Origin of the sequence: Tepidicaulis marinus, from assembly GCF_000739695.1 — a bacterium.
Taxonomy (GTDB): domain Bacteria; phylum Pseudomonadota; class Alphaproteobacteria; order Parvibaculales; family Parvibaculaceae; genus Tepidicaulis; species Tepidicaulis marinus.
This window is the reverse complement of the sequence record NZ_BBIO01000012.1, coordinates 70,309-91,924: the sequence shown is the minus strand read 5'-3', so window position 1 is coordinate 91,924 and position 21,616 is coordinate 70,309. Positions and strand designations below refer to the sequence as shown.

At 61.3% G+C, this 21,616-nt stretch carries 19 protein-coding genes; 12 read left to right on the top strand and 7 right to left on the bottom strand.

Features of this window, described 5'->3' with window-relative positions:
• Nucleotides 1–156 precede the first annotated feature (156 nt).
• Both M2A_RS11760 and M2A_RS11755 read right to left on the bottom strand, forming a co-directional pair.
• Nucleotides 157–762 carry a peroxiredoxin gene (locus M2A_RS11760; RefSeq protein ID WP_045447619.1) on the bottom strand — a complete coding sequence of 202 codons (606 nt, stop codon included), beginning with the start codon at nucleotides 760–762 and terminating at the stop codon, nucleotides 157–159.
• A gap of 186 nt (nucleotides 763–948) precedes the next feature.
• Nucleotides 949–2,094: a DUF2817 domain-containing protein gene (locus M2A_RS11755; protein ID WP_045447617.1), complete on the bottom strand. Its 1,146-nt coding sequence runs from the start codon at nucleotides 2,092–2,094 to the stop codon at nucleotides 949–951.
• 156 nt (nucleotides 2,095–2,250) lie between these two features.
• On the opposite strand from M2A_RS11755, the gene M2A_RS11750 reads away from it, so the two are divergent.
• From M2A_RS11750 to M2A_RS11735, 4 genes are all read left to right on the top strand, one after another.
• On the top strand, nucleotides 2,251–3,705 hold the full coding sequence (locus M2A_RS11750; RefSeq protein WP_045447615.1) for an NAD-dependent succinate-semialdehyde dehydrogenase: 1,455 nt from the start codon (nucleotides 2,251–2,253) through the stop codon (nucleotides 3,703–3,705).
• A 55-nt stretch (nucleotides 3,706–3,760) separates the two neighbouring features.
• On the top strand, nucleotides 3,761–4,459 hold the full coding sequence (gene rpiA, locus M2A_RS11745; RefSeq protein WP_045447612.1) for a ribose-5-phosphate isomerase RpiA: 699 nt from the start codon (nucleotides 3,761–3,763) through the stop codon (nucleotides 4,457–4,459).
• A 75-nt stretch (nucleotides 4,460–4,534) separates the two neighbouring features.
• Nucleotides 4,535–5,926: a glutathione-disulfide reductase gene (gene gor, locus M2A_RS11740; RefSeq protein ID WP_045447609.1), complete on the top strand. Its 1,392-nt coding sequence runs from the start codon at nucleotides 4,535–4,537 to the stop codon at nucleotides 5,924–5,926.
• 364 nt (nucleotides 5,927–6,290) lie between these two features.
• Nucleotides 6,291–7,676: a class II 3-deoxy-7-phosphoheptulonate synthase gene (locus tag M2A_RS11735; protein ID WP_045447606.1), complete on the top strand. Its 1,386-nt coding sequence runs from the start codon at nucleotides 6,291–6,293 to the stop codon at nucleotides 7,674–7,676.
• 84 nt (nucleotides 7,677–7,760) lie between these two features.
• On the opposite strand, the gene M2A_RS11730 is transcribed toward M2A_RS11735, so the two are convergent.
• Nucleotides 7,761–8,810, bottom strand: coding sequence for a methyltransferase domain-containing protein (locus M2A_RS11730; RefSeq protein WP_052379435.1), 1,050 nt, complete (start codon nucleotides 8,808–8,810; stop codon nucleotides 7,761–7,763).
• Between the two features lie 144 nt (nucleotides 8,811–8,954).
• On the opposite strand from M2A_RS11730, the gene M2A_RS11725 reads away from it, so the two are divergent.
• Genes M2A_RS11725 through M2A_RS11710 form a run of 4 tightly spaced genes read left to right on the top strand, consistent with a single transcriptional unit; the run spans nucleotide 8,955 to nucleotide 11,537 of the window.
• On the top strand, nucleotides 8,955–9,353 hold the full coding sequence (locus tag M2A_RS11725; RefSeq protein ID WP_045447603.1) for an ArsR/SmtB family transcription factor: 399 nt from the start codon (nucleotides 8,955–8,957) through the stop codon (nucleotides 9,351–9,353).
• Nucleotides 9,350–9,853 carry an SRPBCC domain-containing protein gene (locus tag M2A_RS11720; RefSeq protein WP_052379434.1) on the top strand — a complete coding sequence of 168 codons (504 nt, stop codon included), beginning with the start codon at nucleotides 9,350–9,352 and terminating at the stop codon, nucleotides 9,851–9,853. Before M2A_RS11725 ends, M2A_RS11720 begins: the two co-directional genes overlap by 4 nt.
• 11 nt (nucleotides 9,854–9,864) lie before the next feature.
• A complete protein-coding gene (locus M2A_RS11715) occupies nucleotides 9,865–10,314 on the top strand; it encodes a VOC family protein (RefSeq protein WP_045447600.1) in 450 nt (149 codons plus the stop codon).
• The gene (locus M2A_RS11710) at nucleotides 10,314–11,537 is read left to right on the top strand and encodes a TCR/Tet family MFS transporter (RefSeq protein WP_045447597.1); all 1,224 of its coding nucleotides are present in this window, start codon (nucleotides 10,314–10,316) and stop codon (nucleotides 11,535–11,537) included. Before M2A_RS11715 ends, M2A_RS11710 begins: the two co-directional genes overlap by 1 nt.
• 175 nt (nucleotides 11,538–11,712) lie before the next feature.
• Here M2A_RS11710 and M2A_RS11705 read toward each other — a convergent pair whose 3' ends face one another.
• The 3 genes from M2A_RS11705 to M2A_RS11695 all read right to left on the bottom strand — a co-directional run bounded on the left by M2A_RS11705 (nucleotide 11,713) and on the right by M2A_RS11695 (nucleotide 14,945).
• A complete protein-coding gene (locus tag M2A_RS11705; protein ID WP_045447594.1) occupies nucleotides 11,713–12,726 on the bottom strand; it encodes an NADP-dependent oxidoreductase in 1,014 nt (337 codons plus the stop codon).
• 130 nt (nucleotides 12,727–12,856) lie between these two features.
• Nucleotides 12,857–13,879, bottom strand: a complete 1,023-nt coding sequence (locus M2A_RS11700) for an NADP-dependent oxidoreductase (RefSeq protein WP_045447591.1) — start codon at nucleotides 13,877–13,879, stop codon at nucleotides 12,857–12,859.
• 61 nt (nucleotides 13,880–13,940) lie between these two features.
• Nucleotides 13,941–14,945 carry an NADP-dependent oxidoreductase gene (locus M2A_RS11695; RefSeq protein WP_045447588.1) on the bottom strand — a complete coding sequence of 335 codons (1,005 nt, stop codon included), beginning with the start codon at nucleotides 14,943–14,945 and terminating at the stop codon, nucleotides 13,941–13,943.
• Between the two features lie 252 nt (nucleotides 14,946–15,197).
• Between M2A_RS11695 and M2A_RS11690 the strand changes: the two genes are divergently transcribed.
• The 4 genes from M2A_RS11690 (at nucleotide 15,198) to rarD (ending at nucleotide 21,317) form a co-directional block, all read left to right on the top strand.
• Nucleotides 15,198–16,868: an NAD+ synthase gene (locus M2A_RS11690; RefSeq protein ID WP_045447585.1), complete on the top strand. Its 1,671-nt coding sequence runs from the start codon at nucleotides 15,198–15,200 to the stop codon at nucleotides 16,866–16,868.
• Between the two features lie 77 nt (nucleotides 16,869–16,945).
• Entirely contained in the window at nucleotides 16,946–18,286 is a 1,341-nt protein-coding gene (gene gltX, locus M2A_RS11685; RefSeq protein WP_045447582.1) for a glutamate--tRNA ligase, read from the top strand.
• Nucleotides 18,287–18,506: 220 nt separating this feature from the next.
• Nucleotides 18,507–20,150, top strand: coding sequence for a citramalate synthase (cimA, locus tag M2A_RS11680; RefSeq protein WP_045447579.1), 1,644 nt, complete (start codon nucleotides 18,507–18,509; stop codon nucleotides 20,148–20,150).
• 195 nt (nucleotides 20,151–20,345) lie between these two features.
• Nucleotides 20,346–21,317 carry an EamA family transporter RarD gene (gene rarD / locus M2A_RS11675; protein WP_045447576.1) on the top strand — a complete coding sequence of 324 codons (972 nt, stop codon included), beginning with the start codon at nucleotides 20,346–20,348 and terminating at the stop codon, nucleotides 21,315–21,317.
• 3 nt (nucleotides 21,318–21,320) lie between these two features.
• On the opposite strand, the gene M2A_RS11670 is transcribed toward rarD, so the two are convergent.
• Nucleotides 21,321–21,581 carry a DUF7218 family protein gene (locus M2A_RS11670; protein WP_045447573.1) on the bottom strand — a complete coding sequence of 87 codons (261 nt, stop codon included), beginning with the start codon at nucleotides 21,579–21,581 and terminating at the stop codon, nucleotides 21,321–21,323.
• Between the last annotated feature and the right edge of the window lie 35 nt (nucleotides 21,582–21,616).

Below are 21,616 nucleotides of genomic sequence, written 5' to 3'. Positions count from 1 at the left end.
ACTCATTCTTTCGAGGGGCGTGGAGATCAATCAAACTCTTGACGCGGCCCAGCCAGTCAACGGGGCCGGTCAATTGTGCCGGTCACCGGTCCCGGTTCCCGTAATATAGGGAACCGGGACCGATACCGAAAGGCGGCTAAAGCGCTTTAAAGCCGCTTAAAGGGCTTCGGCATGTTCCTTGAGGTAGGAGGCAACGCCCTCGGCGTCGGCCTTCATGCCTTCATCGCCCTTGTTCCAGCCGGCAGGGCAAACCTCGCCGTGCTCTTCGTGGAACTGCAGCGCATCGACGAGGCGGATGGCTTCGTCCACGTTCCGGCCGAGCGGCAGGTCGTTGACGAGCTGGTGGCGGACCACGCCTTCCCGGTCGATGAGGAACGTGCCGCGCAGCGCCACGCCGTCATCCTCGATCAGCACGTCATAATCGCGCGCGATCTGCTTGGTCATGTCGGCCACCATGGGGAATTTCACCGGGCCGAGGCCGCCATCGGCAGGTGCCGTGTTCCGCCAGGCATAGTGCGAGAACTGGCTGTCCACGGAGACCGCGACGACCTTCGTGTTGCGCTCTTCGAATTGCGGCACGCGGTTCGAGAAGGCCAGAATTTCCGAGGGGCAAACGAAGGTGAAGTCGAGCGGGTAGAAGAAGACGATGCCGTAGCTGCCCTTCAGATGCTCTTTCAGGTTGAAATTTTCGACGATTTCACCGTCGGCGAGCACCGCGGCTGCGGTGAAATCCGGGGCTTGTTTGCCTACGAGAACACTCATAAATGGCTCCTTGGAATGTCTGTTATTTCGCGTTGCGCATCATCGGCGGGGAGGAGATCCGCCGTTACACGCGATTTAGTATTGTTCTAAACTAACGTCAAGAGGCTTGAAGCGGCTAATTTGCCGCAGCGCACCCTTTTTCGGGACGATGGGACGGAAATGAGGGGATAAGGCCGCCTAAAAGGCTCAGTCCGCGGCCAGTGAGCCCGTTTCCCGGGCCCAGCGGCCGAGCCCGGCCAGGGTCTGCTCATAGGTGGTGAGCGCATTGGTGATGACGTTTTCCCGCCAGCTTTCCCGCCTCGGGGCATAATCCTCGCGGATTTCCTCGAAATAGCGCGGCGCTTCGGGCGCATTGAACCCGCCTTCAAAGCGCAGCCAGCGCTCCAGAAGCGAAATCCGCAGGCTTTCGAGCGGATTGTCCTTGGCCCGGGCGGAGCGGAACTCCACCACGGCCCCGGCAAAATCCGCATGGTCTTTGACGAGGTTTTCGATGCCCCAGAAGACGATGCCGCGCCGGCTCGGCCGTTTCGAACCCCAGAGCGCGTTGACATGCTCCGGGTCGAGGGCGCGAGGGCCCCACCATTCGGAAGCCTGGGCAAAGCCCACCGAGCCCGGTTTGGAGAAGCAAAGGAAAATCAGTTCGCCATTGCCGACGGGACCCGAATGCCAATCGATGAAGCCGACGCGCCGCGCCTGGGAGAGCTCCCGGCGCACCAGCGCGCTGATCACCTCCGTCGACCATTCCGGGCGGAGGCCGCCGAAATGAAACCCGTCCGGATGCGTGTACTGGCCGCGGGTAATGGCCTCTTCCAGCGCCCATTGCCCATGCACGGACAGCAGCTTCGTGCTTTGCATCACAAGCTCATTGGCAAAGCCCTTGTCGATATGGCGCGGGCACATGAGCGGGTGCACTTCCGCATAAAGCGGATTGGCAGGATGGGGCTTTGAATGGTCGAGCCAGTTGCGGTTGAGATCGACATTGTTCTCGGTGCCCCTCAGCCCCCAGGCAAAGCCGAACGGGTTCACCGCATGGATCATGAAAAGCGCCGTGCCCGGCGGCAGCGAGGCAGGGCCCATCTGCTCGATCCAGGCAAGCTGCGCCGCCGAGCCGCCATAGCCTTCCGCTCCGTGGGTGCCGGAGGTGTTGATCAGCACGGAAGCGGCATCGCGCGGGCCGAACCAGGCAGCGTCCAGATAAAGCGTCTCGCCCATCGGGCCGGTGGCGGAAGGGTGCTCGTAGCTGAAAAGTTGTGCGCCCGCGTCCGCCGCCGCGCGCACGAAACGGGCGCGGGCTTCGGCATACGTATCTGAAAAGGAACTTTGGGCGCTCATGCTCAGTTTATTAATCAATAGGGGGCTGCGCCGCATCGCGGCGGTTAAGACTGCATGATAGATTTATCTTAACGCAAGCGCCAGCATAGGCGATCGGGGGCGCGGCGATAAGGTGAAAATACCTTGCACGTATTCCCTCGCCTGGAGAGAGGACAAATGAGCGGCACATTGAACTTGAAAGACGCGTCACTTCTGAAAACCGCCTGCTATATCGACGGGGCCTGGGTCGGAAAAGGCGCGATCGACGTGACGAACCCGGCGACGGGCGAGGTGATTGCCGCCGTTCCTTCGCTCGGAGCGAGCGAGGTGCGCTCGGCTATCGACGCGGCGGAAAAGGCCTTCAAGGACTGGGCGGCGCGCCCGGCCAAGGAACGCGGGCAGATTTTGCGGCGCTGGTTCGATTTGATGATGGAACATCAGGACGATCTGGCGGTGCTGATGACGAGCGAGCAGGGCAAGCCGCTTGCCGAGTCCAAAGGCGAGATCGCCTATGCAGCGTCCTTCCTGGAATTTTACGGCGAAGAAGCCAAGCGCGTGCACGGCGCCATCGTGCCCGCCCCAACGAATGATCGGCGCATTGTGGTGCTGAAACAGCCGGTCGGTGTCGTTGCCGCGATCACACCGTGGAATTTCCCCGCCGCCATGATTACCCGCAAAGTGGGCCCCGCGCTTGCCGCCGGTTGCACCTGCGTCGTCAAACCGGCCAGCCAAACCCCGCTTTCAGCGCTGGCGCTTGCCGAACTTGGCGAGCGGGCGGGCCTGCCCAAGGGCGTGTTGAACATCGTGACCGGCAAGGCCTCCGAAATCGGCGGCGAGCTGACCGCCAATGCCAAGGTGAAGAAGCTCACTTTCACCGGCTCGACGGAAGTCGGCAAGAAGCTGATGGAACAATCCGCCGCGACGATGAAGAAAATCTCGCTTGAGCTCGGCGGCAATGCGCCCTTTATCGTTTTTGATGATGCGGATGTGGACGCGGCGGTGGAAGGGGCGGTTGCCTCCAAATACCGCAATACCGGCCAGACCTGCATCTGCACGAACCGCTTTCTCGTGCAGGAAGGTGTCTATGATGCCTTCGTTGAAAAGCTCGTTGAAAAAGTCGGCGCGCTGAAAGTCGGCAATGGCCTTGAGGACGGCGTGAACCAAGGCCCGTTGATCGACACGGCAGCCATCGAAAAAGTCGAAGAACATGTGAAGGATGCGACTTCCAAAGGCGCCAAGGTCGTGGCCGGCGGCAAGGCCCATGCCCTGGGCGGCACTTATTACGAGCCCACCGTCATTTCCGGCGCGACCTCGGACATGCTGGTCGCGCGGGAAGAAACCTTCGGCCCCGTCGCGCCCGTCTTCCGCTTCAGCACGGAAGCGGAGGCGATCCGCCTCGCCAATCACACGCCTTTCGGTCTTGCCTCCTATTTCTATTCCCGCGATGTCGGGCGCTGCTGGCGCGTGGCCGAGGCGCTGGAATCCGGGCTTGTCGGCGTCAATGCGGGACTGATTTCCACCGAAGTCGCCCCCTTTGGCGGCTGGAAGGAAAGCGGCATCGGGCGCGAAGGCGGCCAATGGGGCATTGAGGAATTCCTCGAAGTGAAATATGTCGCTATGGCAGGGCTTTGATCTTTCTTGACAGAGAAGGCGCTGCCCCGGAGCGGCATATTGAGAGGAAGATTTCATGTCGGATGCACAAAAACGGCACGCGGCCATCCGCGCCCTGGATTTCGTGGAAGGGGGCATGAAACTCGGCCTCGGCACCGGCTCGACGGCGGAACATTTCGTCCGCCTTCTGGGCGAGCGGGTGGCGGAAGGCTTGAACGTTGTCGGCGTGCCGACCTCCGAGCGCACGGCGGCGCTGGCCGAGGAACTGGGCATTCCGCTCACCAATCTCGATGAAACGCCCGAGCTCGATATTACCTTCGACGGCGCGGATGAGCTTGATAGCCAGCTCCGGCTGATCAAGGGCGGCGGCGGCGCGCTTTTGCGCGAGAAGATCGTCGCAACCGCCTCCAAGCGCATGATCGTGCTGGCGGACACGTCCAAAGTCGTAAAAACGCTCGGCAAGTTTCCGCTTCCCGTCGAGGTCATTCCCTTCGGCTCGCGCGTCACCGCGATGAAGATTGCCGAAACCGCGCGGGCCTTCGGCTGCGAAGGGCCGATCGAGCCGCGCGATGATGACTATGACGTGCCCTTTCTCACCGATTCGGAAAATTTCATCTATGACTGCCAGTTCGGCGCCATTCCTGATCCGGACGGGCTTTCCCGCGCGCTCAATCTCATTCCCGGTGTGGTGGATAACGGATTGTTTATCTCGATTGCTTCTCTTGCCATTGTCGGAACGGACAAGGGCGCCGATCTGATAGAACCGAAGCCGTAAGCCGGAACCGCTTACAAAGACAAGGCTGCCAGAGAGCCCGGCCTAAAGAGCACGAGAAGACCGAAGGAAATTGAGATGAGCGCTTACGATTACGATCTTTTTGTCATTGGTGCCGGCTCCGGCGGCGTGCGCGCCTCGCGCATGGCGGCGAAATATGGCGCAAAGGTCGCGATTGCCGAGGAATACCGCGTGGGCGGCACCTGCGTCATCCGGGGCTGCGTGCCGAAAAAGCTGTTCGTCTATGCCAGCCACTTCGCCGAAAGTTTCGAAGACGCGGCGGGCTATGGCTGGGAGGTGCCGGAGGCGCGCTTTTCCTGGGAAAAGCTGATCGCCAATAAAGACCGGGAGATCGACCGGCTGAACGGCATCTATATCCGTAACCTGAAGAATTCCGGCGTCGAGATCATTGAAAGCCGCGCCGAGCTGAAAGACGCGCATACCGTGCACCTGGTGCAGGAAGGGCGCGATGTGACGGCGGACAAGATTCTGATCGCCGTGGGCGCCTGGCCTTATCTGCCCGCCATTCCGGGCATCGAGCACGCGATTTCCTCCAACGAGGCTTTTCATCTTGAAACCCTGCCGAAGGAAATCACCGTTGTGGGCGGCGGCTATATCGCGGTGGAATTTGCCGGTATTTTCAATGGGCTCGGCGTCAAGACGGTGCAGCTTTACCGCGGCCCGAAGATTCTGCGCGGCTTCGATGAAGACCTGCGCGACACGCTGCAGGACGAGATGATCAAGAAGGGCATCGACGTTCTCACCAATACCGATATTGCCGAGATCGTGAAGCTGGAAGGCGGGCGCCTGCAGGTCATTCTGCAGGACGGAGACAGCTACGAAACCGATTGCGTGATGTATGCAACGGGCCGGCGGCCGAAAGTGGACGGTCTCGGTCTTGAAAAAGCCGGCGTCATTTTGAACAAGGCCGGCGCCATCGCGGTCGATGCCCGCTCCAAAACGAATATCGACAATATCTATGCGGTGGGCGATGTGACGGACCGCGCCAATCTGACGCCCGTCGCCATCCGCGAAGGGGCGGCTTTCGCCGAAACCGTCTTCAACGACAACCCGCAAGAGGTCGATCATTCGATCATTCCGACGGCGGTCTTCTCGCATCCGGAAATCGGCACGGTCGGCATGACCGAGGAAGAGGCGTGCCGCGCCCATGGCGAGGACGGCGTCACCATCTTCAAATCCACCTTCAAACCGATGCTCCACACGCTGTCGGGCCGGGACGAGCGCACGCTCATGAAAATCATTGTCGAGAAGAAGACCGACAAGGTGCTCGGCGTACACATGATCGGGCCTTACTCGGGCGAGATGATCCAGACGGTGGGCATTGCCGTGACCATGGGCGCCACCAAGGCCCAGTTCGACGCCACGATTGCCGTGCACCCCACGGCGGCGGAAGAGCTGGTGACCATGAAAGAGCCCTATATCGCGCCCACGGCTCAGGCTGCGGAATAGTAGCGGGGCACTGAAACCGGCTCATTCCTCTTGTCATGCCCCGCTTTATGCGGGCCATCCACGGACAGACCTGCAAACTCTGCGGCAAGTTGCCGTGGATGGCCCGGATAAACCTGGCCATGACGGGTGAGGAGAGGCGAGGCCCGCGCCGGGAGCCTGCGGGATGATGCCAAGCCCAATAAAATCAAGCCCTTAGCCTTGGCGTTCGAATTCTTTGGGGCTATATAGTAAGGTGAAGCTGACAGGGAGCGTGCGGTTCGGGCCTTCGAGCGTTATCGAGGGCCAAGGCTGCGCGCCTCTTTGTATTTGAAAATCAAAGACTTAAGTGATCCAGACTTAGTTGAGCGAAACAAGGAAGAGACCAATGGCGGAGAAATGGACGCCGGAAAGTTGGAGATCGAAACCTATCAAGCAGGTTCCGACCTATCCGGATGCGGAAGCGGTAAAGGCAGTCGAAACGGCCTTGCGCAATTATCCGCCGCTGGTTTTTGCAGGGGAAGCCCGCAGCCTGAAAGCCGAGCTTGCCGAAGTCTGTGAAGGGCGCGCGTTTCTGCTCCAGGGCGGCGACTGCGCGGAAAGCTTTGCCGAATTCCACCCGGACAATATCCGCGACACGTTCCGCGTGTTGTTGCAGATGGCGGTGGTGCTGACCTTCGCCGCCTCCTCGCCGGTCGTGAAAGTGGGCCGTATTGCCGGCCAGTTCGCCAAGCCGCGCTCGTCCGATACCGAGACGATCGACGGGGTGGAACTGCCCAGCTACCGCGGCGACATCATCAACGGCATGGAGTTCACGGAAGCGGCCCGCGTGCCCGACCCGCGCCGCCAGCTCCAGGCATACAGCCAGGCGGCGGCGACGCTGAACCTCATCCGCGCTTTTGCCAAAGGCGGCTATGCGGACCTGCATCATGTGCACCGCTGGACGCTGGGCTTCGTTTCCGACAGCCCGGAAGGCGCGCGTTATGAGGAGCTTGCCACGCGTATTTCCGAAGCGCTCGACTTCATGAAAGCCTGCGGCATTGACGGCGACACCGCGCCGCAAATGCGCGAGACGGAATTCTACACGAGCCACGAAGCGCTGCTTCTGGGCTATGAGCAGGCGATGACGCGGATCGATTCCACCACGGGCGATTGGTACGACACCTCCGCCCATATGCTCTGGATCGGCGACCGCACGCGCCAGGCCGACCATGCGCATGTGGAATTCTGCCGCGGCGTGAAAAATCCGATCGGCATGAAATGCGGCCCTTCCATGGAAGCCGACGATCTTCTGCGCCTCATCGATGCGCTGAACCCGGAAAACGAGCCGGGCCGGCTAACGCTGATCGCCCGTTTCGGCGCCGGCAATGTCGAAAAGCATCTGCCTGCGCTCATCCGCGCGGTGGAAAAGGAAGGCCGCAAGGTCGTCTGGTCCTGCGATCCCATGCATGGCAATACGATCAAGGCCTCGAACGGCTTCAAGACGCGCCCGGTGGACCGGGTGCTGGCGGAAGTGCAGGAATTCATGGCCGTGCACCGGGCCGAAGGCACCCATGCGGGCGGCGTGCATTTTGAAATGACGGGCCGCGATGTCACCGAATGTATCGGCGGCGCGCAGGCGATTACGGAGGGCGATCTTTCCTCCCGGTATCACACGCACTGCGACCCGCGCCTTAACGCCAATCAGGCGCTGGAACTCGCGTTCCTCATCGCCGAAGGGCTGAAGGCCGAGCGCTCCGCGCTGCAGGCGGCAGGCGTTGCCGCCGCTGAATAAGCGGCCCGGACAGAAGAAGTGCAATAGAACAAGAAAGGGCGGCCTTGCGGGGCCGCCCTTTTTGTTGGGAAAAGCGAAATTGCCTCAGCAGCAACCGCCGCCGCTTTTCGGCGCGGGCGGGCAGCATTCACTTGCTTCCGGCTCGCCGATGATCAGCATGTCGGCATAGGCGCCGGAGCGCAGTACGGCTGCGTCCATGCCAGAGACGGTGACGCGTTCACCGCGGCGGAAGATACGGCCTTCATCGTCGGCGACTTCCGCCCAAGGCCCGGCATAAAGCGCGACGGCTTCTTTCTGCGCGGCGGCATCGGCGGCGGGCTTGTAAGCGAGGACGGTGACGGAACGGTACTCGATCCCTTCGACCACTTGCCAGGGCGTGTGATCGAATTTGTCGAAGGCCGCGCCCACAAAGCCTGCATCGGCCAGCGCGTCGATGAAGCCGAGCTCGGTCAGCGCGCCGGAAATGCAGCCGCTCCAAAGCGTTGCATCGTTTTTCAGATGCTCCGGGCTTTCCACATCCGAGACGATGTCGGAAACGGCGATGCGCCCGCCCGGCTTCAGCACACGGAACATTTCGCGGAAGAGCTGCGGCTTTTCATGGTCGGGCACGAGATTGAGCACGCAGTTGGAGACGATCACATCGATGCTGTTATCGGCAACGAGCGGGGCGGTGCGCCGCAGCTCGGCCTGCTTGTCGGCGAGCTTCTTGTAATCGGCGGCGGATTTGACCGGATGGCTTTCCAGCCACTGGCCGAGCGCATCGAGATCGGTGGCCAGATCCTGGATATAGCCGTGGCGGAAATCGACATTGTCATAGCCGATCTTTTCGGCGACGAGCGGCTGGCTGCGCTTGGCAAGCTCCAGCATTTCATCCGTCATATCGACGCCGATGACGCGGCCCTTGGGCCCGACGATCTGCGAGGCGATGAAGCAAATCTTGCCGCCGCCCGCGCCGAGATCGAGCACGGTCTCACCTTCACGCACATAGCGGGAGGGATCGCCGCAGCCATAGTCGCGCTCCAGCACTTCTTCCGGAATGACTTTCAGATAGCGCGGATCGTAATCCACCGGGCAGCAAAGGGCTTCCTCAAGGGCTTCGGCAGCGGCGCCGTAGCGCTGTTTGACGGCTTCCATATCGGTCTCCAGGGTGAAGAAATTTCCCGCAGAATAGTCGGGAAAAGCGAGCTTTACTCTAACATTTCCGTGAGACGCCGTGTTGACATATTATTTAACGTATGCGTTAAATAATAACGATAATACATATGAATTGAGATGCGGATGCAAAACCCGGCACCGGAAAATTTGGACCTTATTCTGGCGGCGCTGGGCGACCCGGCCCGGCGCCGGGCGGTGGAATTTCTCAAAGACGGCCCCCGCCGCGCCGGGGAGATTGCCGAGGCGGCGGGCATGAGCGGCCCGGCCATGAGCCGGCATCTGCGCGTGTTGCGCAAAACCCGGCTGATTACCGAGGAGCGGGTGGAAGAGGACGCGCGCATCAAGCTCTACCGGCTGGAGCGGGCGCCCTTCGAGGCGCTGTCCGGCTGGCTGGAAGAGGTGAGCGCCTTTTGGGGCGATAGCCTGCAGGCGCTCAAAGCCCATGCCGAAAGCGTGGTGCGGGAGGAAAAAGGCGCAGGCAAATCGCCGCCCGTCCGCGCCGCGCGCCGGAGCGGGCCATGAGCGCACCACCCAAATCCGACATACATGTCAGCATCGAGATCGCGGTGCCGCCCGCCCGTCTGTTTGAAATTTTCGTCGGTGACATTGACCGCTGGTGGCGGCGCGGGCCGGAATACCGCTTCTTCCCGCCCTGGGAAGGGGAAATCAGGTTCGAGCGCAATGGCACGACGCGGCTCGTGCACCGGGACGGGGAAGACCCGGCGCGGCGCCATGTGATCGGCGAGGTAACGTGCTGGCAGCCGGGCGAGCGGCTCTCCTTCACTTTCCGCCTGCCGAATTTTGCGGCGGATCAGGAAACCGCCGTCGATATCCGCTTCACGCCGGTGGGAGAGGGCACGCGGCTGGAGCTTGTTCACACGGGCTGGGACAGCTTGCCGCCGGACCATCCGGCCCTGCATGGCCTCGCCGGGCACCGCTTGATGATGATGAAGGCGCAGATCTGGGCGCGGAACTTCGAAAGCCTGAAGGCCCGTGCCGGCGATATCATCGCAAACGACTAGGGGAGAGAGATATGACCGGGCAGCAAACCATCACCGCTTACCTCATTGCCGATAAGGCGGCAGACGCCATCGACTTTTACATCAAGGCTTTCGGGGCGAAGGAAACGGGCGCGCGCATTGCGGGCCCGGACGGCAAGATCGGCCATGCCGAGCTTACAATCGGCGGCGACAGTTTTTACCTGGCCGATGAATTTCCCGACATGGGTGCGCGCAGCCCGAAAAGCCTCGGCGGCTCGCCGGTCATGTTCACGCTGCAGGTAGCGGATGTGGACAGCGCAATGAAGCAAGCGGCAGACGCGGGCGCGGAAGTGACGCGCGCCGCCGAAGATCAGTTTTACGGCGAACGCTCCGGCCATGTACTCGATCCCTTCGGCTACCGCTGGGCGCTGTCCCAGCATATCGAGGACGTGCCGCCGGACGAATTGAAGCGCCGCGCCGCAGCCCTTTACGGAGAGACGTAATGGCGCGGGCGCCGGGCAAACATGCCGTCATCTTCCTGCTCGTCACGGTCCTGATCGACATGATCGGCCTCGGCATGATCATGCCGGTCATGCCCTCGCTCATCGGCGAAGTGACGGGGGAGGGGCTCAGCGAGGCGGCAGCCTATGGCGGATGGCTGATGTTCACTTATGCCGCGATGCAGTTTCTCTTCGCCCCGGTGCTTGGAAACTTGAGCGATGCCTATGGCCGCCGCCCCGTGCTGCTTTTATCGCTGACGGCATTGGCGGCGGATTACGTCATCATGGGGTTTGCGCCCGATCTCCTCTGGCTCTTTGTCGGCCGTGTGCTCGCGGGCATGTGCGGGGCGAATTACACCATCGCCAATGCCTATATCGCCGATATTTCTTCCCCGGAAAAACGCGCGGCGAATTTCGGGCTGATCGGCGCGGCTTTCGGTGTGGGTTTCATCATCGGCCCGGCAATCGGCGGGCTGCTCGGTGAGTTCGGCCCGCGCGTGCCGTTCTTTGCTGCCGCGGGGCTCGGGCTTCTCAATGTGCTTTACGGGCTCTTCGTGCTGCCGGAAACGCTGAAACAAGAAAACCGCCGCCCCTTCGTCTGGCTGCGGGCGAACCCGCTCGGCGCGCTGCGGCAAATGCGTAAGTACCCGCTCGTGCTGGGGCTTTTAGGTGCGAGCGTCTTCTTCCAGCTCGCCCATGATGTGAACCCGTCGACCTGGTCCTATTACACGATGCTGAAATTCGGCTGGTCGGAGGCAGATGTTGGCGCCTCGCTCGCCTTTGTCGGCCTCTGCATGGCGCTGATGATGGGGCTCGGCACAAGGCTCATCATTCCCCGCATCGGGGAGGCGCGCGCGGCAGCCCTTGGTTTGACGCTAACGAGCCTCGGTTTTCTCGGCTTTGCCTTTGCGAGCGAGGGCTGGATGTTCCTGCCCTTCATGGTGGTGCTGTCTTTCATGGGGCTGGTGCAGCCGGCGCTGCGTTCCATCATGGCGGGGCATGTGCCGGAAAATGCGCAAGGCGAGCTGCAGGGCGCCATCTCAAGCGTCATGGGGCTCACCATGACGGTCGCGCCGCTCCTTTCCACACAGATTTTCCATGCTTTCACGCAAGCGGATGCGCCGGTCTATTTCCCCGGCGCCGCTTTCGTCATGGCCAGCGCCTGCACACTCATGGCGCTCGGTGTTGTCACGGTGGTGCTCAAGGCAAAAGAAAAGCCGGCGTAAAAACAGGTGCGCAATACTCCCCATGTCATCCCGCGGCTTGTCCGCGGGATCCATTAACGCTGCCGCGCATTGAGATGTCTGTTGCTGTCTCTGAGGGGTTTCTGGTTGCAAAGAGAGTGGACCCCGGCAACAAGTGCCGGGGTGACGTTTGATTTTCAAAAGAGGGGAAGAGGCCTCAGCCGACCTTGATCAGGCGGCGGCCATGGTTCTCGCCTTCAAAGAGGCCGATAAAGGCTTCCGGCGCGGTTTCGATGCCTTCGGAAATATCTTCGGTATATTTCAGCTTGCCGGATTTGATCCAGCCGGCCATTTCCGCCTGGGCTTGCGGAAACTGCTTGAAATAATCGAAGACGACGAGCCCTTCCATGCGCAGCCGGTGCGTGATGAAACGCGTCGTGTTGCGGATGCCGCGCGGCTCGGGCCTGTTATATTCGGCAACCTGGCCGGAAATGATCAGCCGGGCGCGCTCATTCGCATTGGCGATGGCCGCATCCAGCATTTCCCCGCCCACATTGTCGAAATAAATATCGACGCCGTCCGGGCAGTGCTTCTTGATCGCCGCCACTAGGTCTTTTTCTTGCTTGTAGTTGAAGCAGGCATCGAAGCCGAGCTCGCGGGTGACATATTCGCATTTGTCTTTGGAACCGGCGATGCCGACGACGCGGCAGCCTTTCATCTTGGCGATCTGGCCTGCCGTCGCGCCGACGGGGCCGGCGGCGGAGGAGATGAGCACCGTCTCGCCTTCCTTCGGCTTGCCCATATCGAGAAGGCCGAAATAAGCGGTGAGCCCCGGAATGCCCAGAACGCCGATGGCCGCCGTCACGGTAAGCGGGGGCTGGAAGATCGAGGCGTCGAGCTTGGTGATGCCGCGCCCGTTGGAGAGCGCATATTCCTGCCAGCCGAACCCGGCGGTGACGAGATCGCCTTCCTTGAAGCGCTCATTGTTGGAGGCTTTGATCGTGCCGATCATCGCCCCTTCGATGGTCTCGCCGATGCCGAGCGCCTGGGCGTAAGAATCGCCGGAAAGGCGCGAGCGCATGCCGGGGTCGACCGAAAAATACCGGGCGCGCACCAGCACCTCATGCTCGCCCGGATCGCGCAGCTCTTCTTCTTCCAGCCGGAAGTTTTCTTTTACGGGTTTGCCGGCCGGGCGCGATGCCAGCACCCAGCGCCGGTTTTTCACGGGCATGATGTTCCTCCACCTTTGTTTGGCTCATGCTCGCAGATGCGCGCAAGGAAGGGAAGACGGGAAGGGGAATGAGAATGAGAGAGCGGCAATGCTGCGTGGACCCCGGCGCGGGGCCGGGGTCCCTATCAGCTTAAACCGCCGGGTCGTTGCCGACCTTGACCAGCATCTTGCCGAAGTTTTTCCCCGTGAAGAGATTGAGGAAGGCTTTCGGCGCGTTCTCGATGCCTTCTTCGACGGTCTGCTGCCATTTCATTTTGCCCGCCGGAATGAGTTTCGACATTTCGGCATAGAAGTCGGGCAGAAGATCGAAATGGTTCGAGACGATGAAGCCCTGCAGCTTCAGGCTCTTGCCGACGGCCATGATGAGGTTGTTCGGGCCGGGGGCGGGCTCGGTGGCGTTATACTGCTCGATCATGCCGCACAGCGCCGCGCGGGCGAACGGGTTCATGTAATTGATCGCTGCCTGCAGATGCGCGCCGCCGACATTTTCGAAGTAAACGTCGATGCCTTTCGGGAAGGCCGCTTTCACCGCCGCATCGAGATCGCCGCAGGTCTTGTAATTGATGGCCTTGTCGATGCCGGCTTCTTTTTCAAGCCATTCGCATTTGTCGTCCGAGCCGGCGCTGCCCACCACATAGCAGCCATGGGCTTTGGCAAGCTGGCAGACGACGGAGCCGACGGCGCCGGAAGCGGCGGAGACGAAAACGTTTTCCCCGTCTTTCAACTCGCCCACCCGCATCAGGCCGGCATAGGCGGTCAGGCCCGGCATGCCGAGCACGCCGAGAAAGGCTTCGATGGGGCCCATATTGGGATCGACCTTGGTGAGCCCGTCGGCGCCGGAGACGAAATATTCCCGCCAGCCCAGCATCGAGTTCACATAATCGCCTTCCTTGAACTTATCGCTCTTGGATTTGACGACCTGGCCGATGGCCCCGCCTTCCAGCGGCTTGCCGATCTGGAAGGGCGGCACATAGCTTTCCCGGTCCATCATGCGCCCGCGCATGTAAGGATCGACCGACATCCAGATATTGCGGACGAGCACTTCACCGTCTTTGGGATCGGCGATAGTGGCTTCGGCCACTTCGAAATCGCTCTCCTTCGGCATGCCGACGGGGCGCGCGGCGAGGCGGATTTCCTTGCTGGTTACACTCATGAAGAGTCTCCTTGCGTTTGGGTTGAGGTGTTTAAGTTGGTTGCGAATTGAATAGCGAGGCTCAGGTGACCTTGACCATGCGCTTGCCGCGGTTCTCGCCCGCCAGAAGGCCAATCAACGCGCGCGGAGTGTTTTCCAGCCCCTCGATAATGTCTTCCTGCACCTTGATCTTGCCTTCGCCGACCCAGCGCTGCAGATCGTCCAGCGCCTGATCGCGCTTGTCGTTGAAATCCATCACGATGAAACCCTGCATCTTGATGCGCTTCGTGACGATGAGGCCGGGAATGCCGCGCGGCCCATGCGCCGGGGCTTCCCCGTCATATTGCGAAACCGCGCCGCAGCAGGCGATGCGGCCGAAAAGGTTCATGCGGAAAAGGCAGGCTTCCAGAATGTCGCCGCCCACATTGTCGAAATAAACGTCGATGCCTTTCGGGCAGGCTTCTTTCAGCGCCTTGTGGACGGGCTCGTTCTTGTAATCGATGGCAGCATCGAAGCCGAGTTCCTTGACGAGCCAGTCGCATTTCTCGCGGCCCCCTGCAATGCCGACGACGCGGCAGCCGCGGATCTTGGCAAGCTGGCCGACAATGGAGCCGACGGACCCGGCGGCGGCGGAAACGACGACGGTTTCCCCTTCCTTCGGCGCGCCGATTTCAAAAAGCCCGAAATAGGCGGTCAGGCCCGCCACCCCATAGACGGAGAGAAGATGGGTCATGGGCTCGAGCGCCGGCAGTTTCGTGCATTGCTTGGCGGGCAGGGCGGCAAATTCCTGCCAGCCGGTATCCGCGAAGACGAGATCGCCGGGCTTTAAGGCGTCGCTTTTCGAGCTCAGCACCTCGGCAATGGCGCCGCCCGCCATGACCTGGCCCGATTCGATGGCGTCCCGGTAGGTCGCGCCCTGCATCCAGGCCCGGTTCGCCGCATCGAGCGAGATGTAGTGGGTCTTGACCAGCACATCGCCGTCTTTGGCCTCCGGCACGGCGCCGTCCACCAGTTTGAAATGCGCCTCGCTCAGCTTGCCCTGGGGCAGTTCGACGATCAGTACCTGACGGTTTTTCTCGGCAGCCATAATATCCTCCCTTAAGGGCGTGCCTGTGGCCGCCCTTGCGTTAATTGCGATTAACATAGGTCCTAACGCAACTTTTTGCACACTTCAGCGCCCAAATTTGAACAATCGCGGAAAGGATGTGTGCAAGCGCCGTTTCAGGGGGGCTTTCCGGGGGCGGGGGAGCGGTTCGCGCGGCCCTTCCAAGCCCAGGATTGTTTGGCGCCGCCCGGCAGGGTAAGAAACACGCCAGTGAGTCAACACGTTAGGCCCCTCATGACCGACCATCTCGCCATCGCGCTTGCGCAGATCAACCCGACCGTCGGGGACATTCAGGGCAATCTGGCCAAAATCCGCGCCGCGCGGGCGGTCGCTGCGCGCGAAGGGGCGGACCTCGTGCTTTTTTCCGAGCTGGTGCTGGTCGGCTATCCGCCCGAGGATCTGGTTCTCAAGCCCGCCTTTCACCGCGAGGCGATCGAGGCGCTGGAAACGCTGGCCGCCGAAACCGGCGATGGCGGCCCGGCGCTTCTCGTGGGCACGCCCTGGATTTCAGAGGAAGAAGGCACGCTGAAAAACGCCGTCGCCCTGCTCGATGGCGGCAAGGTGGCCGGTGTGCGCTTCAAGGTGCATCTGCCCAATTACGGTGTCTTTGATGAGCCGCGCGTCTTCTCGCCAGGAGGCATGCCCGGCCCGCTCAATTTCCGCGGCGTGCGTCTCGGGGTACCGATCTGCGAGGATATCTGGTTCACCGATGTGGTGGAGTGCCTGGAGGAAACCGGCGCGGAAATTCTGCTCGTGCCGAACGGCTCGCCCTTCGATGCGCGCAAATTCGCAACCCGTGTCCATCATGCCGTCGCGCGGGTGAAGGAAAGCGGGTTGCCGCTCGTCTATGTCAATCAGCTGGGCGGGCAGGACGAGCTTGTCTTTGATGCTGCTTCCTTCGTGCTGAACGAGGACTGCTCACTTCCCGTCCAGCTTCCCGCCTGGCAGGAAGCGGTGGTGACGACCCATTGGAGCCTTGAGAACGGGCGCTGGGTCTGCGCCAAGGGCGAGCGCGCGCTGGTGGAAGAGGACGATGAGGCCATCTATCAGGCGCTGATGCTGGGCCTGCGCGATTATGTGGAAAAGAACCGCTTTCCGGGCGTTGTGCTCGGCCTGTCCGGCGGCATCGATTCCGCCCTTTGCGCGGCAATTGCCGTGGACGCGCTCGGCCCGGAAAAAGTTCACTGCGTCATGCTGCCTTATAAATACACAAGTTCGGAAAGCGTTTCGGACGCGGAGGCCTGCGCCAAGGCGCTCGGCGTGCGCTATGACACGGTGCCGATTTCCGCGCCTGTCGAAGGCTTCATGGAAAGCCTCGCGCCGATGTTCACCGGCACCAACAGCGATACGACCGAAGAGAACCTGCAATCGCGCACGCGCGGCGTCATTCTCATGGCGATCTCCAACAAGTTCGGCCATATGGTCGTGACCACGGGCAACAAGTCGGAAGTCTCGGTCGGTTATGCCACGCTCTATGGCGACATGAATGGTGGCTATAATCCGATCAAGGACCTTTACAAGACGAAGGTCTTCGAGCTTTGCCGCTGGCGCAATGCCCATCAGCCGAAAGGCGCGCGGGGGCCGGGCGGCATCGTCATTCCGGAAAATATCATCACAAAGCCGCCTTCCGCCGAATTGCGCGAGGATCAAAAGGACCAGGATTCCCTGCCGCCTTATGACGTGCTCGATGAAATTCTGGAATGTCTTGTCGAAAAGGAAATGGCGGTGCGCGACATCGTGGCGCTCGGCCATGAACGCGCGCTCGTCAAACGCATCGAACATCTGCTTTATATCGCCGAATATAAGCGCCGCCAGGCCGCGCCCGGCGTGAAGATCGGCGTGCGCAATTTCGGCCGCGACCGCCGTTACCCTATTACCAACGGTTTCCGCGACGCGCGGGACTGACGTAAGCGCGGCACATATCTTCAACCGAAGGCGCGGCAAGCCGTGCCGCATTTGAGCAATTCGAAAGACGCAAAAACATGACCGTCACCGTCCGTTTCGCACCGAGCCCCACCGGCAAACTGCATATCGGCAATGGCCGGGCCGCCGTGCTCAACTGGCTCTATGCGAAATCGCAGGGCGGAACCTTCATCCTGCGTCTCGATGACACCGACCGCGAGCGCTCGACGGAAGAATATGCTAACGCCATTCAGGCCGATCTTGCCTGGCTCGGCCTTGCCCATGACGCGCTGCACCGCCAGTCAGAGCGCTTTGCCCGCTATGACGAAGCCGCCAAAAAGCTGAAAGCGGCGGGCCGGCTTTACCCCTGCTATGAAACACCCGAAGAGCTGGACCGCAAACGCAAGCGCCAGCTTGCCCGTGGGCTGCCGCCCGTCTATGACCGCGCGGCGCTGGAGCTGAGCGATGAGGAAAAAGCCGCGCTGGAAGCGGAAGGGCGCAAGCCCCATTGGCGCTTCAAGCTGGAGCCCAAGACGGTGGGCTGGGACGATCTCATCCTCGGGCCGGTAAAGGTCGATTGTACGAGCCTTTCCGACCCGGTGCTGATCCGCGCCGACGGCACCTATCTTTATACGCTCCCCAGCGTCGTCGACGATATCGAGTTCGGCGTCACGGACATTATCCGCGGCGACGATCACACCACCAATACCGGCGCGCAGATGCAGATTTTCGAGGCGCTGGGCGCCAGCCTGCCGCGCTGCGGGCACCATTCCATGCTGATCGGCCCGGATGGCAAGCCGCTCTCGAAACGCCTGCTCGGCGATTACACGCTCGAAGCGGTACGCGAGAAGGGCTTCGAGCCCATGGCCGTGAACTGTCTCCTCGCACTGATGGGGACGGCGGAAGCAGCCGAGCCCGTGCGCGCGCTGGATGAGCTGGCCGCCCGTTTCGATCTGTCCAAACTGGGCCGGGGCCAGGTGCGCTTCGATCCGCAGGACCTTGAGCGGGTGAACGCCGCCATCCTGCACATCACGCCTTTCAAGGATGTCGAGGCGCGTCTTGCGGAGCGCGGCATGGCCTCGGAAGCATTCTGGGAAGCGGTGCGCCCCAACCTGACGCTCTTCGATGGGGCCGCCGAGTGGTGGCACGTCATCGAAGGGCCGGTCGAGCCTGTGATCGAGGCGGAAGATGCCGCCTTCATCGAAGCGGCGCTTGCCGCCCTGCCGCCCGAGCCTTGGGATGCGGGCACCTGGAAAGCTTGGACGGACGGGCTGAAAGCGGCCACGGGGCGCAAGGGCAAGGGGCTTTTCATGCCGCTGCGCCTCGCCTTGACCGGACTTCGCCATGGACCTGAGCTGGCAAACCTGCTACCTCTTATCGGCGCGGAGCGGGCAAAAGCCCGGCTTTCGGGCAAAAATTAACCGAACGGCATAGGATCGATCCGATGATGGCGCTGGCCTGGATCATCATTAAGGGCATTATTATTCGCGGCTGAACCCCAGCTGCCGCCGTTCGCTCACGTTCTCCCCATTTCTGAACCTCGAGGAACCGGCCGGCGGCGGGCCTGAAGGTAATTGCGCGCCTTTGCGTGAGGCGCCTCGTGCAAGTGAGGGACCGGCAAGAGCCGGCAGAGACGGACCGATGACGAAAGAACGTCTATATCTTTTCGACACGACGCTGCGCGACGGCGCGCAGACGCAGGGCGTGGATTTCAGTGTCGAAGATAAGCGTCTCATTGCCAAGCTCCTGGACAAGCTGGGCGTGGACTATGTGGAGGGCGGCTATCCGGGCGCCAACCCGACGGACACGAATTTCTTCGCCGAAGACCCGGGCCTCAAGCACGCGGTCTTTACCTCCTTCGGCATGACCAAGCGTGCCGGACGCTCAGCGGACAACGATCCCGGCCTTGCCGCGATCTTCGAAAGCGCGGCGAAGGCCTGCTGTTTCGTGGCCAAGAGCTGGGATTTCCATGTCGATGTCGCGCTCGGCATCACCAAGGAAGAAAACATCGAAACGATCGCCGACACGGTGCGCGCAACGGTCGAGCGCGGGCGCGAAGCGATGATCGATGCGGAGCATTTCTTCGACGGTTATAAAGCCAATCCTGAATTCGCCATGGCCTGCCTGAAAGCGGCCATCGACAATGGCGCGCGCTGGGCGGTGCTCTGCGATACGAATGGCGGCACGCTGCCTCATGAAATCACCCGCATCGTCTCGGAAGTCGTGAAGGAAATTCCGGGCGAGAGGCTCGGCATTCACTGCCACAACGACACCGAAAACGCGGTGGCCAATACGCTTGCCGCCGTCAATGCAGGCGTGCGCCAGATCCAGGGCACGCTGAACGGGCTGGGTGAGCGCTGCGGCAATGCCAATATGGTCTCGCTCATCCCGACGCTTCTCCTGAAGCCGGAATTCGCAGACCGCTTCGAGATCGGCGTCAGCCTCGATCAATTGAAAGAGATCACCCATGTCTCGCGCACGCTCGATGAACTGCTCAACCGCGCGCCGGACCGCTACGCCCCTTATGTAGGCGAGTCGGCCTTTGCCTCGAAAGCAGGCATTCACGTTTCCGCGCTGCTGAAAGACCCCGCCACCTATGAGCATGTGCCGCCGGAAAGCGTCGGCAACAAGCGCCGGGTGCTGATCTCCGATCAATCGGGCCGTTCCAATGTGCTCGCCCAATTGGAAGCAGCGGGCATCGATGTCGATGCCAAAGACCCGCGCGTGCAGCAATTGCTGGATGAGGTAAAAGAGCGCGAATATCTCGGCTACTCTTATGACGGCGCGGAAGCTTCTTTCGAGCTTCTCGCCCGCCGGGCGCTTGGCGAGGTGCCGGATTATTTCACGGTGGATTCCTTCCGCGTGCTCGTCGAGCGCCGCTATAACGCGGTAGGCAAGCTCGTCACGGTGTCGGAAGCGACGGTGAAAGTGCGGGTGGAAGGCCAGAAGCTCATTTCGGTGGGCGAAGGGAACGGCCCCATCAACGCGCTCGATGAAGCGCTGCGCAAGGACCTTGGCCGCTATCAATCCTATATCGACGAGATGCGCCTTGTGGATTTCAAGGTGCGCATCCTGACCGGCGGCACGGAGGCGGTGACGCGCGTGCTGATCGAGACCGCGGATAAAAGCGGGGAACGATGGTTCACCGTTGGTGTATCGCCCAATATCGTGGATGCCTCCTTCCAGGCGCTGCTCGACAGCATCATTTACAAATTGATGCGTGAGAACGCCCCGGCCCCCGAGACGAAGCGAAAACCGACCTTGAAGGCACCTGCTTCTTCTTAAGTTTTTCTAGAACGAATTGACCGGATTTAGCCTTTCAGGCGTCATGGCCCGGTTTAGCCGGGCCATCCACGGAAGCTCGCTGCTGGTTGAGCAGGTTTCCGTGGATGCCCCGCATAAAGCGGGGCATGACAAGTGTGTGAGAGAGTTTGAGTTTCTCGCCGCTTGCCAAAAGAGCTCCGGAAGAGAGACACGCTAATGACGAACACCGCATCTGACGCCGCGCCCCCGCAACCAATTGTGCCCGGCCCTTCGCGCGAAGCTTTGCTCGGCACGATTTCGGCAGGCACCGGCTATGCCCTTTGGGGCTTCTCGGTGATTTTTTACAAGCAGCTCACCGGCGTCTCGCCTTTCGAGGTGCTGGCGCACCGCTCCGTCTGGACGGTGCTTTTGCTTGTGCCCGCCGTCTGGCTGCTTCACCGGTTCGGGCTGTTCCGCGCGGCGGTGAAGGACAGAAAAGTGCTGGGCGCACTCGCCATGACGGCGGCGCTCATCGGCTCGAACTGGTTCGTCTTCATTTATTCGATCAACGCCTCGCGCGTCGTCGAGACGAGCCTTGGCTATTTCATCAATCCGCTTGTCAGTGTGCTGATCGGCGTGCTCTTTCTGTCGGAAAAGCTGACCCGCCCGCAGCTTGCTGCCGTGGCGCTGGCCGCGCTCGGCGTTGCTAATATGACTTATGCGCTGGGTACGCTGCCCTGGATTTCGCTGTTCCTGGCTTTCTCCTTTGCCGCTTATGGCTATCTGCGCAAAGTCACGCCCGTCGGACCGGTGGAAGGGCTGCTGGTGGAAATGCTGGTGCTTTTGCCCGCAAGCCTTGCCTATCTTTTCTGGCTCGAGGGAAACGCGGGCACGAGCTTTATGGCAGGCGATCCCTGGACGATCTTCCTGCTCGTCATGACCGGGCCGATGACGGCGGTGCCGCTTTTGCTTTTCACCTATGGAGCGCAGCGCATCCGCCTTGCCACATTGGGTCTCATGCAATATTTCGCGCCGACCATTCAGTTTTTCATCGCGGTGAAATTTTACGGTGAGCATCTGACGGATGCCCATATCGTGACCTTCGCCTTGATCTGGACGGGCCTTGCGATTTTCAGCTTCGACACTTGGCGGCGCGAGCGGGAGCTGCGCCGCCTGGCGCGGCTCGGCGCGGCAAAGGAGCCTCTTTAAGGCTCAGTGGTGGCGCAAAGCGTGGATGAGTTCTTTCTTGTCCATGCGGGAGCGGCCCTCGATGCCGATCTCCTGCGCCTTGCTGTAAAGCGCGTCTTTCGTCCACTCTTCATAAGGGGCGGCCTTGCCGCCTTTCTTGAAAGGTTTGTCTTTGGCGGCGCGGGCATTTGCAATCCGCGCCGCTTTTTCCTTGCTCATGCCTTCACCGCGCAAGGCTTCATAGGTTTTCTCGTCCTTGATGGACGCCATGGATTTACCGGGCATGTTCTGTCCTCCGGGCCGTAAGGTGCTTAGAACAT

Excerpts from the sequence above, each read along its gene's own strand:
- M2A_RS11670 (WP_045447573.1), bottom strand. The coding sequence starts at position 21,581 with ATGCCCGGTAAATCCATGGCGTCCATCAAGGACGAGAAAACCTATGAA.
- gor (WP_045447609.1), top strand. The coding sequence starts at position 4,535 with ATGAGCGCTTACGATTACGATCTTTTTGTCATTGGTGCCGGCTCCGGC.
- M2A_RS11755 (WP_045447617.1), bottom strand. The coding sequence starts at position 2,094 with ATGAGCGCCCAAAGTTCCTTTTCAGATACGTATGCCGAAGCCCGCGCC.
- M2A_RS11720 (WP_052379434.1), top strand. The coding sequence starts at position 9,350 with ATGAGCGCACCACCCAAATCCGACATACATGTCAGCATCGAGATCGCG.
- M2A_RS11695 (WP_045447588.1), bottom strand. The coding sequence starts at position 14,945 with ATGGCTGCCGAGAAAAACCGTCAGGTACTGATCGTCGAACTGCCCCAG.
- rarD (WP_045447576.1), top strand. The coding sequence starts at position 20,346 with ATGACGAACACCGCATCTGACGCCGCGCCCCCGCAACCAATTGTGCCC.
- gltX (WP_045447582.1), top strand. The coding sequence starts at position 16,946 with ATGACCGTCACCGTCCGTTTCGCACCGAGCCCCACCGGCAAACTGCAT.
- M2A_RS11700 (WP_045447591.1), bottom strand. The coding sequence starts at position 13,879 with ATGAGTGTAACCAGCAAGGAAATCCGCCTCGCCGCGCGCCCCGTCGGC.
- M2A_RS11705 (WP_045447594.1), bottom strand. The coding sequence starts at position 12,726 with ATGCCCGTGAAAAACCGGCGCTGGGTGCTGGCATCGCGCCCGGCCGGC.
- M2A_RS11690 (WP_045447585.1), top strand. The coding sequence starts at position 15,198 with ATGACCGACCATCTCGCCATCGCGCTTGCGCAGATCAACCCGACCGTC.
- M2A_RS11725 (WP_045447603.1), top strand. The coding sequence starts at position 8,955 with ATGCAAAACCCGGCACCGGAAAATTTGGACCTTATTCTGGCGGCGCTG.
- M2A_RS11760 (WP_045447619.1), bottom strand. The coding sequence starts at position 762 with ATGAGTGTTCTCGTAGGCAAACAAGCCCCGGATTTCACCGCAGCCGCG.
- cimA (WP_045447579.1), top strand. The coding sequence starts at position 18,507 with ATGACGAAAGAACGTCTATATCTTTTCGACACGACGCTGCGCGACGGC.
- rpiA (WP_045447612.1), top strand. The coding sequence starts at position 3,761 with ATGTCGGATGCACAAAAACGGCACGCGGCCATCCGCGCCCTGGATTTC.
- M2A_RS11710 (WP_045447597.1), top strand. The coding sequence starts at position 10,314 with ATGGCGCGGGCGCCGGGCAAACATGCCGTCATCTTCCTGCTCGTCACG.
- M2A_RS11735 (WP_045447606.1), top strand. The coding sequence starts at position 6,291 with ATGGCGGAGAAATGGACGCCGGAAAGTTGGAGATCGAAACCTATCAAG.
- M2A_RS11730 (WP_052379435.1), bottom strand. The coding sequence starts at position 8,810 with ATGGAAGCCGTCAAACAGCGCTACGGCGCCGCTGCCGAAGCCCTTGAG.
- M2A_RS11715 (WP_045447600.1), top strand. The coding sequence starts at position 9,865 with ATGACCGGGCAGCAAACCATCACCGCTTACCTCATTGCCGATAAGGCG.
- M2A_RS11750 (WP_045447615.1), top strand. The coding sequence starts at position 2,251 with ATGAGCGGCACATTGAACTTGAAAGACGCGTCACTTCTGAAAACCGCC.